Annotated in this window: 9 protein-coding genes and 2 pseudogenes; 3 read left to right on the forward strand and 8 right to left on the reverse strand. The window is 57.0% G+C overall.

The genetic code is table 11. From position 1 onward, the window contains the following. The coding region (locus tag JMF85_RS06480) for an AraC family ligand binding domain-containing protein (RefSeq protein ID WP_201317934.1) at positions 1 to 690 on the reverse strand (690 nt) is incomplete at its 3' end. Positions 691 to 871: 181 nt separating this feature from the next. Between JMF85_RS06480 and pyk the strand changes: the two genes are divergently transcribed. After that, entirely contained in the window at positions 872 to 2290 is a 1419-nt protein-coding gene (gene pyk / locus JMF85_RS06485; protein ID WP_054800360.1) for a pyruvate kinase, read from the forward strand. Positions 2291 to 2469: 179 nt separating this feature from the next. On the opposite strand, the gene JMF85_RS06490 is transcribed toward pyk, so the two are convergent. Further along, the gene (locus JMF85_RS06490; RefSeq protein ID WP_054798376.1) at positions 2470 to 2742 is read right to left on the reverse strand and encodes a hypothetical protein; all 273 of its coding nucleotides are present in this window, start codon (positions 2740 to 2742) and stop codon (positions 2470 to 2472) included. Positions 2743 to 2907: 165 nt separating this feature from the next. Here JMF85_RS06490 and JMF85_RS06495 point away from each other — a divergent pair, with 165 nt between their 5' ends. Both JMF85_RS06495 and JMF85_RS06500 read left to right on the forward strand, forming a co-directional pair. Then, the gene (locus tag JMF85_RS06495) at positions 2908 to 3651 is read left to right on the forward strand and encodes a DUF554 domain-containing protein (protein ID WP_054798377.1); all 744 of its coding nucleotides are present in this window, start codon (positions 2908 to 2910) and stop codon (positions 3649 to 3651) included. 75 nt (positions 3652 to 3726) lie between these two features. Next, a pseudogene (locus JMF85_RS06500) lies at positions 3727 to 4669 on the forward strand (ABC transporter ATP-binding protein); the annotation flags it as partial. Positions 4670 to 4740: 71 nt separating this feature from the next. On the opposite strand, the gene JMF85_RS06505 reads toward JMF85_RS06500, so the two are convergent. The 6 genes and pseudogenes from JMF85_RS06505 to JMF85_RS06530 form a co-directional block, all read right to left on the reverse strand. After that, positions 4741 to 5388: a thiamine diphosphokinase gene (locus JMF85_RS06505; protein ID WP_127610426.1), complete on the reverse strand. Its 648-nt coding sequence runs from the start codon at positions 5386 to 5388 to the stop codon at positions 4741 to 4743. Positions 5389 to 5604: 216 nt separating this feature from the next. Continuing rightward, positions 5605 to 7563, reverse strand: a complete 1959-nt coding sequence (locus tag JMF85_RS06510; RefSeq protein ID WP_201317935.1) for an S-layer homology domain-containing protein — start codon at positions 7561 to 7563, stop codon at positions 5605 to 5607. Between the two features lie 15 nt (positions 7564 to 7578). After that, complete coding sequence (locus JMF85_RS06515; protein WP_155614647.1) at positions 7579 to 9732, reverse strand: stalk domain-containing protein; 2154 nt, start codon at positions 9730 to 9732, stop codon at positions 7579 to 7581. A 211-nt stretch (positions 9733 to 9943) separates the two neighbouring features. Next, positions 9944 to 11107 carry a conserved virulence factor C family protein gene (locus JMF85_RS06520; RefSeq protein WP_141336686.1) on the reverse strand — a complete coding sequence of 388 codons (1164 nt, stop codon included), beginning with the start codon at positions 11105 to 11107 and terminating at the stop codon, positions 9944 to 9946. Between the two features lie 151 nt (positions 11108 to 11258). Then, complete coding sequence (locus JMF85_RS06525) at positions 11259 to 11849, reverse strand: guanylate kinase (protein ID WP_054800366.1); 591 nt, start codon at positions 11847 to 11849, stop codon at positions 11259 to 11261. Positions 11850 to 11901: 52 nt separating this feature from the next. Next, a pseudogene (locus tag JMF85_RS06530) lies at positions 11902 to 12168 on the reverse strand (hypothetical protein); the annotation flags it as partial.

Below are 12168 nucleotides of genomic sequence, written 5' to 3' on the forward strand. Positions count from 1 at the left end.
GTAGTCGGCGATATCGCCGACGGTCAGCTGTGAATGGCGCAGCATGTAGATCGCCGTCTTGATGCGCATCGCGTGCACGTAATCGCTGATGGTTTGCCCCGTTGTCAGGCGGAATAGGGTGGCTGCATAGTTGGGACTCTTGCCGATGGCGGCGGCGAGCTCGTCTTTGGTCACCTTTTCGCGGTAATGGTTCTTGATGTAAGCTTTCATCGCTTCGGCCTGGCGATGCTTGACGGAGGAACGCGGTCCGTGATCCCATTCGCGGTTGAGACGGGTCAGCATTTCGAGCAGCAGCGCGTGGCCCATCGCTTCGCGGTAAGGGAACTGCTCTGTCCACTCCTCCCACATCGTCTGGATACGGCCGAGCAGCAGGTCGGCTTGTGTCGAACGCAGGTGCAAGGGATGGGTGACCGCGGTGATCGGCAGCGCCAAACCGGTTTCAGTCGAGACGGCGAACGTTATGACGTACTTCTCGTGAGATAACGACGGGATGCTTTTACCGTAAAAGCTTGTTCCCGCCGGGATCAGGAGCACATCGCCTTTCTCCAGCAGCACCTTCTCGCCTTCAAGCCAATACACACACTTGCCGTAACCGACCAGAATAAAGGACCATAAGGCGTTTTCTTGTCCGCTTTCTTCAAACCAGGGCATCGTGCCGGCGTGGCGGGAGACCGATTTTACGCTTAACATGGGACGAACCTCCGTCTAATTGTGAATCGTGAGCCGCTTTTTTCCCCATGTGGAAGGTGCACGACTACACGCAAAAAGATGATACTATAATACACTTAGCGTACTATAATTCATAGTCACTTTCGAATGAGAGGGGTACAATGGCATCGACAATGTGAGCTTGATGCGGAGGGTATGAACGATGCCGAAGACAAAAATTGTATGTACGATGGGACCTGCCTGTGATCATGTCCCGATGTTGAAGCAAATGATTGAGGCGGGGATGAACGTAGCCCGCTTGAATATGGCGCACGGCGATTTGGACGAGCAGCGGGGGCGCATCGCGAAGGTGCGCCAGGCCGAACGGGAAACCGGGAAGCCGGTGGCGATTCTGTTGGATATTAAAGGTCCGGAAATTCGCATAGGCAAATTAAAGGACAGCTCTTATATGCTGGAAACGGGCGGGCGCTTGACGCTGACGACCGAGCCCATCGAAGGCGACGCACGGCGGATCGCGGTGAATTATGCCGAGCTGACGAAGGATGTAGGTCCGGGCTCGCGCATTTTGCTTGACGACGGGCTGATCGAGTTGAACGTGGAGTCGGTCGAAGGGACCGAGATTCATACCCGGATTATGAACGGGGGCGTCATCAAACCGCGCAAGGGCGTAAATTTGCCGGGGACGCATACGTCGCTGCCGGGGGTAACGGATCGGGACATCGAGCATATTCGCTTCGGTGTGGAGGAGGGCGTGGACATTATCGCCGCCTCCTTCGTGCGGAAGGCCGAGGATGTGTTGGAAATTCGCCGTTTGCTGGAGGAGCAGGGAGCGGGGCATATTCAGATCATCTCGAAGATCGAGAACGAAGAAGGCGTCGATGAATTGGATGCCATTCTCGCGGTCTCGGACGGGTTGATGGTGGCGCGCGGGGATCTCGGTGTCGAGGTGCCGGTGGAGGACGTGCCTCATATCCAGAAGATGATGATTCAAAAATGCAATATCGCCGGCAAGCCCGTCATCACCGCGACTCATATGCTGGACTCGATGCAGTCCAATCCCCGTCCGACGCGGGCAGAAGCGAGCGACGTCGCCAACGCCGTGCTTGACGGCACCGATGCGATCATGCTGTCCGGGGAGACGGCGGCCGGGAAATATCCGCTGGAATCGGTGCGGACGATGGCGTCGATCGCGCAGCGGATGGAAGCGTCGATCGATTATCGCGAGCAGTTCATCAAGCGGACGGCGCTCCATAGGACGGACGTGACAGAAGTGATCAGCCAAGCGGTCGTCAGCTCGTCGCTGGAGCTGGACGCAAAGGCGATCATCACGCCGACGGAAAGCGGCTTTACCGCGCGGATGGTATCGAAGTACCGCCCGAAGGCGCCGATCGTCGCCGTAGCGCCCAACGAGCAAATCCTGCGCCGGCTCAGCTTGGTATGGGGCGTGACGCCGGTGCAAGGTTATGAAGTAGCGTCGACGGACGAGATGTTCGAGTCAGCCATTCGCCACGGCAAGCAGTCGGGCGTCGTGCAGCCGGACGAGCTTGTGATCGTGTCCGCCGGCGTGCCGATCGGCAAGTCCGGATCGACGAACTTGATCAAAATCATGCACGCCGAGTAAAGCGGAATAAGGATAGCGCCGCTCCTGTGAAGGAGGGCGCTATTTTCGTGGTCGTGAAAGCACGGAGAACATCAAGTGGACGAATCGGGTTTCCCTGCAGCCGCAGCCGGCCGACAACGCCAAAACCGCCTACGGCACCATGTGCCGGGCGGTTCCTTGGCTGAGCCAGTCTATGTTGCTCACTCCGGTCTCGGCCGTTCCTTCGCTTCCTTCGTGCCGAAGTCCAGATGCATGCGCTTTTCCGTGTTGGCCTTGTTGTCCTTGTACATTTCGTTCTCCTGGCTTTCCAGCGCAAGGCTGGTCAGTTTCCATTCCGTCTGGCCGTTCACTGGATCATATGGAAACTCGTCGCCGCGCTTTAACGTTTCCTCGCGTCCCCATTCGTTCTCATAGATGCCGTCGGTCTCCACTTCTTCGCCCGAAACGGGCTCCATTCTTTTGTCTTCCGCCATAATTGCCAAAACCCTCCTTATACCTGATTCGGTCGTTAGTATACCCCTGCCCGCAAGGAAGTATGTCCATAGGAGACGTTCTTAACCCGAGGCTATTGTGCCCGGGCCCGAGCCGAGGTATGATGGTTCCATTCTTAAACTTAGAAGGGATTGTGCGGACGGGATATGGCTTTATGGGGGACGATAGTGAACGCGGCGGCGATCGTCGCAGGCAGCTTGCTGGGCATCGGAATAGGCCGGATGAGCGAAAGCGTGAAGCAGACGCTGATGCACGGCATCGGGCTGGCGCTGGTGGTGCTTGGCTTGTCGATGGCACTGAAATCGGACAATTTTCTGCTGATCGTGATCAGTCTGACGATCGGCGGGTTAATCGGCGAAGGGCTGCGTCTGGAGCATAGGCTGCAGCAGCTTGGCCAGGCGCTGGAGCGGGCGGTGTACGCGGCGGAGAGCCGGCTGCCATCCCGGCGGCGGGGCGGGGAACGGCCGAAGGGGCGCCTTGCGGCCGGATTTGTGAACGCGACGCTGGTGTATGGCATCGGGGCGATGGCGATTCTCGGCTCGCTGGACAGCGGGCTGCGCGGCGACCACGTCATTTTGTACACGAAGGGGCTGATGGACGGCCTGCTGTCGGTTGTTTTCGCCTCGACGATGGGCATCGGAGTGTTGTTCTCCTCGCTGCCGATTTTCGTCTACCAAGGATCGATCGCGCTCGGCGCATCATGGATAGCATCGCTGCTGGATAAGGTTCTGCTGAATGAGATCATCGTGCAGTTGACCGCGGTCGGCGGCGTGCTGATTATCGGGGTCGGTATAAATTTGCTTGAGCTGCGCCGTATCCAAGTGGCCAATTTGCTGCCTGCCTTCATGGTTGCGGCGGCGGCGGTCGTAGTGCTGGGCGCGTTCCAATGAGCCGATCCTGAGCCGAGCCTGAGGCGGGAGGTGGCAACTTTTTCAAATAAAACGGTGGAGTATCAACCAAAATTCGGGGTGTTTTACGCGTTTATCGATGACCTGGGCGCTTTTTCCAGCCGATTATCGGAATCTTCGACCCATTGATGAACGCTCAGCGCGCCGTCGTATCGGCGGAGAAGGTGTTCCATCTGCTCGATGTCGAAGGCGGCGAACCGGTGCGCGTCGAAGAGACGGACCGGCCTGCAGACACGTCGTGTTCGACAATGTCTCCTTCGCCTACAAATCGGGGGAGCCGGTGCTGAAGGGCATTCCATTCGAAGTGAGAAAGGGAGAAACCGTCGCGCTGGTCGGGCACACCGGATCGGGCAAAAGCTCGATCATGAATCTGCTGCTCGGCTTCTACGAGCCGTCGGGCGGTGAAATCCGGATCGACGGCCGCGAAATCGGCACGTTGTCCAAGCAGGCGCTGCGCAAGCATATGGGCATCGTGCTGCAGGACCCGTTCCTGTTCGCCGGGGACATTAAGTTCAACGTAAAGCTTGTACAACGATAAGATTACCCCGGAGCAGGTGCGTAAGGCGCTTGCCGATGTCGGAGCCGCGCCGTTCATCGAGCAGCTTCCCGGCGGGTACGACGAACCCGCAGTAGAGCGAGGCAGCACGCTGTCGGCGGGACAGCGCCGGCTCATCTCGTTCGCGCGGGCGCTCGCTTTCGACCCGGCGATTCTTATCCTCGACGAGGCGACGGCCAGCATCGACAGCGAAGCCTGATCCAGGAAGCGCTGCGCGTCGTCAGCGAAGGCCGGACGACGTTCGTCATCGCACACCGGCTGTCGACGATACGCGAGGCGGACCAAATCCTTGTGCTGAACAAGGGCGAGATCGCCGAACACGGCAATCACGAGGAACTGATGAAGCTGCAGGGCCGGTATTACCGGATGTACCAGCTGCAATCGGGCGCCGCAACGGGTGCGGCGCGGCCCCGGGCGGCAGGAGCTGAACCGACGACGTCGTAGGGCAGAAGCGTACGTAACAGAAGAAGCCCCCCTTTTTGAATGTAAAGGGAGGCTTCTTTTCGTAACTACGGCTAGTCCATACTTTGAATCGCAAGCAGCAGCCCGTCGCGAAGGCGGATTGTTCCTGTTTGTTCCAGCAAGACATTGCTGATGCCTAGCGATTGCCCAATGGTGAGCGTTGCGTCAAGCAACGGATATTGAAAGCCGTTCAGCGTAATGCCCGTCACCTCGAGACTGAGCGGCAGCAGCGAGACGTAGGTATGGCGCGTGCGGGCGAGCGTCAGCGGCATGGAGCCGTCGACGAGGTGCAGCTCGTTCGTTTCGTCGACGATGCGGCCGCGCACACCGGCTTCAAGCAGTACGCGCAGCAGGTGGATATTGGCCAGCGAATGGTCCCACCGCGATCCCAGCACGCCAAGCAGCACGACTTCGTCGGGCTTAGGGTCTTGTTGGGCGAGAACCCAGCGCAAGGCCATCTCCGTGTCCGTCCAGTCCTTCGCAATCGGGTCGCAAGCCTCAAACCGCCTGCTGCCTGTCCGGATGCGCATCAACTCCCCGGCGCTAACCGAGTCAAAGTCGCCTAGGGCCATATCCGGGCTAAACCCGCGATCTACCAGAAACAGGGCGCCCCGGTCCGCGCCGACCAGCACATCGCCTTCGCGTAATTCCGCGAGGGCCCAATCGCCGAGCTGCCCTCCGGAGCAAATGACATAACGCATTCATTTACCTCCTATATGATTTCCCCTAAAATTACGCCAAGCGTAGCGTTCTCTTCCGAATTCGTCAAGCCAAGCGTAAATCGGAGCTGTGATGAAGAGCAAGGACATTAATATCAATAATCATTAATCAGCTATAGTATAATCATTAATCTGCTAAAGTAAGGACACGCATGCCGATGAGAAAACCGCCTATGTCAGATAGGCGGTGATAGGCTGTCAGGAGGCAGCTTTGTTGATCAGGCGCAGCAGCACGACGATCGCTTCCGCACGGGTGGCGGATGCCTTCGGATGAAAAGCGTCGTCGGGAGAGCCGTTCATAAGACCGACGGCGTCTGCCAATCGAATGCTGCGGGCGGCCCATGGCGAGGCACTCGCTTCATCGCTGAACTTCGATGCTGACGGCAAAAGAATGTCGTTCAGCCTGATTTTCGTTCGGAAGCTGTACGCGCGCATCAGCATCGCCGCCATCTGCTCGCGTGTGATCGTTGCTTGCGGCGCGAAGGTGGCTTCGTCGATGCCTTCGATGAACCCGGCGGCCGCCGCTTTGCCAAGCTCGTAGCGATACCAGGCATCCCCGGGCACATCGGCGAACGAAAGGGTCCGGAGCTCCTGCAGCTCCATGGAGCGCGCCAGCAGCGCCGCGAACTCCGCACGCGTCACGGGCGCATCGGGCTCGAACTTGCCGTCGCCGACCCCGCTTGCGATGCGCTTGGTCGTCATGATCTCGATGCTGCTTTCCGCCCAATGGCCGGTCGTATCGCTGAATGACCGATCCTCGCCCATGACAGCGAAGAGGCCGAACGTATCGGAGCGGAACTCGTACCTGTTGCCGGGCTTCAGCTCGCCCCCGAGAAACTGCCAACGCTTCGAAGCTTCGTCATACCGGTAGGCCGCCAGCGAAGAAGCGTTGCGAACTTTCGCCGGATTCAGCTCCAGCGCGATATCAAGCGGATGGGATAACTGCGCCGTATAAGTACCGAACGACTCGAAGGTCAAGAGGAACGCGGCCGCCGCGTAACTGGCCGTAGGAGGCTTCTGCTCCCACTCCGTGCGACCGGATAATTCCAGCTTCCTCGAGGAGAGCCGGGCTCCGGTATCCTTCGATGCAGGGGGAACCGGACCCGGCTTAAGCACGACGTCCAGATCGTTCATGATCACATCCAGCGCTTTCCCGTTATAGCCGGCGGCTTTCCATAGATCGGGGGCCAGCTTGACCTCCAGCACGTGATGGTATTGGCCGCTAGCCGCATCGATAAAAACAAGCGGTTCATTCTTGGCCTCCAGAGCTGCTGCGTAAGGGTCCTTGACAATCTCGACTACGGCTTTGACTTGACCGTTCTGTTCCTTCAGCGTCTCCGTATTCGGCTTCGCAACCGGACTCGTGTTGTAGAAGCCGCTGTGTCCGGTTGGGGTTGATTTGACAAGGTTTTCGGCGCGTTTGATCGTGATGGTGTAAGTTTTCGAGCCACCTGCTTGGGCGGAAACGATGACATTTAGCGTATTGGCAGTCCCGACTTCCAGAGGTGCATCGTTCGTATAAAGACCTCCGCTGGGCGTTGCCGTACCGTTAAACGATAATCGCGAGGAGGCGTCTTCCGTCCTGGCGATAGCGGTATAAAACTTAACAGGATGATCGACATACAGGGTATATTGGGTCACGCTGGGGTCGAAGGACGGATACAAGCGTCCCGTACTGAAAGATAGCGACTTTAAATTTCTTTCGCTGGAAGGAACACCTCGTATGATGTTCAGCCGATAGATCGAAATATCCCCGTCAAGAGCCGTTACGACGATCTCAAAGTAATTATTGCCGACGCTCAACGCGTTTTGGTTGCGAAATACGTTCGTGTTTTTTAACCAAAACGTATTGACCGATAAAGACGAGTTCGGGTCTCGCGGAATCACTTCCACTTCCACAAAGTCGGTTTCATAAGGCGCATGCAATAGGTAGTCATATTGCTCGGGACTAAAGGAAGGCTGCAGCGCCCCCGCACTGAACCTCAGACCGGCAAGCTTGCTGCTGTAGGTGCTTCCGCTCACGGTTGTTAATGCGGCTTCCTGCTGACTGGAAGCTGATGGAACTCCCGAACCTGGATGTTCTTCGGCGCGGGCCCCTTCGCCATAAGCGTCTAGAAACAAAATCAACGCGAATAATACCCAGAAATGCTTTGGCAAGCCGGAAGTCCTCCTTTACTCCGTATCCTTTAATTCGTTTAAATATTGGCTTAAGGTCTTGTCTTCGCGAAATTCGCCTTGATAATAGACCGTTCCCTCGCTGTAAAGCTTGCCGAAGCCGTGTTTCAAGTCGTTTTTATAGTTTCCTTCATAGGAGAGATCTCCAAACTCGGTGTAAGCTCTACCGAAGCCGTCTTTCTTCCCGTCTTTAAAATTTCCCTGATAACGCAGCGTGCCGTGCATGTCGTAGATGCTGCCTTGTCCGTTCTTGAGATCGGCTGCGTATTTCCCGACATGCTTCATACCGTTCTCGTAGCCGGTGCCGTCGCCGCTGCGCAAGCCTTGAGCGAAGCCTCCCTCGTACACGAGGGTATTGTTCTCATACAGCTTGCCCTTCCCCTCGCGCACACCCGCCTTGAAATCTCCTTCATACACAAGCCAAGCCGTTCCTTGCTCCTTGTCGAGCGATTTCGGACCGCTATCGTTCTTATAATCGTGAAGCATCAGGACGGAGCCCACGCCGTCGGGGACCCCTTGTTTGAAATTCCCGTAATATTTGTAAACAGCCGTCTGCTCCGCAAGCTTGCCCGCGATATAGCGTCCTTCATACATGAGGAGCGAGGCTTGGCCTTCGAAGGAAGCTCCTGTAAACGCTTTGTCGTACGTATACGAACGTCCGATACCGCTTTTCTCGTTATGGTTCCATTCGCCGTCATAGACGAGCACGCCGTTCTCGTAACCGCGGCCCTGTCCCTGACGCAAGCCGTTTACGACTTGCCCTTCGTAGACGGGAGCTTCCTGCTCGTCGTAATATTTCCCCATCCCTGTCATCTCCCCAAGCACGAACTGACCCTCATAATACGTACGGTAGGCGTAAAGCGTCCCCCGTCCTGAAGCTGGCTGCAGCCCTCCTTGTTTGCTTAACTTACCGGTTCCGTTCGGGATTCCTTCGGTTGTGACGTCTCCGGAGTAGATCAGCTTTTGCCCCTCCATGGTTTTAACATCGTTTCGGTAGCGAACCTCCGTCATTTCCGTCGCTGGTTTTGAGGTTTTGGTCAGCTCACCCTTATCATTAGGCTCATACCAATCCAGATTTCCGATTCGGTAAGCATAGCCGCTTCCGTGTTTGCGGTCCTCGCTCCATTGGCCGACGTAAGCCAGCTTACCGTCCGGGGTATAGGATCTGCCCGTACCGGAGCGGAGGTTGTTATTCCATTGGCCGTCGTACGATTTCTTGTTGGCCTCGTCGTAGCTGACGCCATAGCCGTGTCTACGGTTTTGGCGGACTTCACCGGAATAGATCATGGTGCCTTTGGCGTTGAAAATCTCCCCGTGTCCTTCCATCAAACCGTTTACCCATTCTCCCCGGTAGCGGATGACGGTGCGGGCATCGTAGAAGCTGCCTTGCCCTGTCTGATGCCCGTTCCGGAATTCTCCGATGTAGGAAGAGCCGTCCGGGTAATAGAAGGTGGCTTGACCGTGAGGTTTGTTCTTGACGAACCCGCCTTCGTACTGGAGGCGGCCATCGGTGTACAGCTTGCCGTAACCGTTCATTTGGTTCGTGTCGAATTCGCCCTCATACCACAGGACGCCGTCCACGAAAAGCTGGCCGAAGCCGTGCCGCAGGCCGTCTTTCGTTTCGCCTTCATAGCTAAGCCGCGTATAGCCATAGCTGAGCGTTTCTGAAATGGAGGCGGCGAGCGTCGATTTCACATATAAAGTAGCGGTGAGCGGACTCCACACGAGGTGTTGTCCGAGCGCTTCGGCAACCGGCTGTACGGGCAACCAAGTCGAGCCGTCCCGGATCAAGGAGGCATCGTCGAAGTTGAATACGTACCCGTCGATCAGCCAGGTTGTGCTGCCCGGTTTGTGGAGGACGGTTTGGCCCTCGATCGCAGCTTGAAGCGACTGTTCCTCGCTGTTCCAGGTAAGGTCATAGCCGAGTCGGGACAGAACAAGACGGGCGGGGGCGTATAAAGTGTTCCCGTGTAATCCCCCCCATAGAAAGGGCGTGTCGGCGGTCACGACGCTGCCGTTAATGACCAATTGGGGGGATGGAGCGACGGGGGCGGCGTAGGCGTGCCCGAAGTTGAAGGTAAGGCCGAAGACGTCAAGGGGTGAAATGACAACGGCGGCGGTTAACGATAGGACGGCAATCGTTTTGCGCAAGAAACTCTCTCCTTATTCTAGCAAGTCAATAGTCAGGTCGAAGGGATGTAGTACTGATTCTGCAGACATGGTTCTAAAGTCCGGTATGGGACTATTATATCAGCTATCAGCATTATAGAGTACGAAAGATTCCGGCATCGACTCTTTCCGGCGCAGCTGCAAAAATCCCCGTAAATCGTTACGATTCACGGGGATTATCGGGTAAGAAATGTCAGGTCTCGTTGCGACGCGTCATCTGCTGCCAGACGGAGCCCTCGGCGGCATGACCGCCTTCGATGCGTTCAAGCGCCATTCGGGCTTGCATGCGCACCTCGAATTCAGGATCGTCGGCTGCTGCCGCAAGAGCGGGCAATGCGCGTTCGTCGCCGACCTCATACAAGAAACGCGCCGCCCGCCAACGCACCAATTTGTTCGAGTCGCGCAAGGCGCCGATCATCGCATCCTGCGCAGCCGGATCGCCGAGATCGGATAAAGTATCGCCCGCGGTTCGTCTTACGGAAGGGGAAGCATCCTTAAGCGCCTGGTACAAATAGGGAAGCACGGATTCGTCCTTCAGGTCGCCTAAATAAACGGTCGCGAGACGACGGATAGCCGTTTGTTCATCCCGCAGCGCGAGAACCAGCAACGGCAGTGTGTCTGCGCCCGGTTTGATTTGTTGCAGGGCCGCATAGCGCTGCTTCCAATCCTCCGATTTCAACTGCCGCTCCGTTTCTGCAAAAGAAAGCGTTCTTCTCGCGGCCGCGGCTACTTCTTGCGCGCCTTCGGCGACGGGGCCTAGCGCGGCTTTGGCGACAAGCTCTTCCAGACGTGCGTCGTCGTAAGAAGCGTCGATTTCCTGCACGATGTCTTCCAGCACGTCGGCCAGTTCACCGTAACGCGTATCCCAGTCTTCAAGGGAGCGTTCTTTAATGAGATTCGGAGAAGCCGAAGCGGCCCGAACCGCCGCTTGAGAGAATCGTTCGGGCAAGGCCGCGCGTTTCTCTTCTCCGCCTGCCGATACGCGGATTTGCAGCGGAATGCCGCGAAAGTGCTGCAGCTTCACCGCAACTTCTCCATAAGACGTATCCGGAGAAGACGAAGCATCGACAGAAGCGAGCTCCGACCCGGCGCCGGGCGTAACTTCGCCCAGAAGCGCCCGGACATTCTCCAGGATTTGCTGCCAATCCCCTTTAGGGGTCCGGTCCAGAGCGATAAAGTCGCTGGCGCGGTATAGACCTCGGACGCCGTCGATCGCCAACAGCCGGTTATAAGGCTCCGGCGCAGTTGCAGCTTGATCTTTCGTATACGTCTGGCGTACGGACTCGGGCAATTTCTCCGAAACCGTTATTTTCATCGTGTTGGGACTTGGCGTCGGTTCGATAAATAAGATAGTCATGATGGGGAGGCCTCCTCATGCGTAATGCTTAAAAAAGACCGCTGACCCCGTATCCGGGTCATCGGTCTTTCTTAATATAGCAAGCTGGAACGCGAAAGTATCTTCTTTAAGGGCTCCGACCAGGAGCTTTTCTTAATTACGGTACTACCGGTTAATCCAGATCGAGCAAGTTGCGTTTTAAATAAGTCTCATCCAGCGTTTTGGTTAAGTCGAACACGGTATGCGCCAGGTCCAGATTCTCGAAAACGTGCTCACAGGAGTCTTTATAAGCCATTTCTTCATCATAGTGGGACATGTAGCGCTTGATGAGTTCAGGAGAATCTCCACGCTCTTGCTCACGGCGTTCGACCGTCTCGCGGTCGGCGTAAATGAAGATACGGACGATCTTGTCACCGTAAATCTTCTTCAACGCTTCCGCGCCAAACCGGTTAAGCACGAGGTAAACGGCACCGAATTTTTGCAGCTGTTCCGCGACGTCGGCCTCTTTAATCCCGTACCGGTTGCCGTCGATCTCGACGACCTCGATGAATTCGTTGTTGGCTTCAGCCGCTGCGAAAGTTTCACTCGAAACGAAGTGATAGTCCTGGCCGTCCATTTCGGACGGTCGGGGAGGGCGGGTCGTGTAGGAAATGACCTGCTTGATCCCTAGCGTATTGCCTGACATTTGAGCTACCGTTCTTCGACCGGCGCCGTTAGGGCCCGTAAAAACAAAAATGAGTTCTTTGTCTTTCAGTTCGTACATGGAAAGCCTCCTTCGTTAGTGAAGTGCAGTTTCTTTCCGATTACCTCATATTTCATATTACATGACTTCCGATCTGAGGTAAAGGTTGGTCACCGGCGGCGCGTCCATTAACGCCCGCGCCGTCCCGGCTTCGCCCCGCTGCGCCCGCCGCTTCGCTGCGCTCCGGCTCTGGCGCCGGCCTCGCCGGCGTTCCTGCGCCCGCCGCTTTGCTGCGCCCCGGCTCTGGCGCCGGTCTCGCCGGCGTTCCTGCGCCCGCCGCTTTGCTGCGCCCCGGCTCTGGCGCCGGCCTCACCGGCGTTCCTGCGCCCGCCGCTTCGCT

The organism is Paenibacillus sp. EPM92 (genome assembly GCF_016586185.1).
GTDB classification, from domain to species: Bacteria; Bacillota; Bacilli; order Paenibacillales; family NBRC-103111; genus Paenibacillus_G; species Paenibacillus_G validus.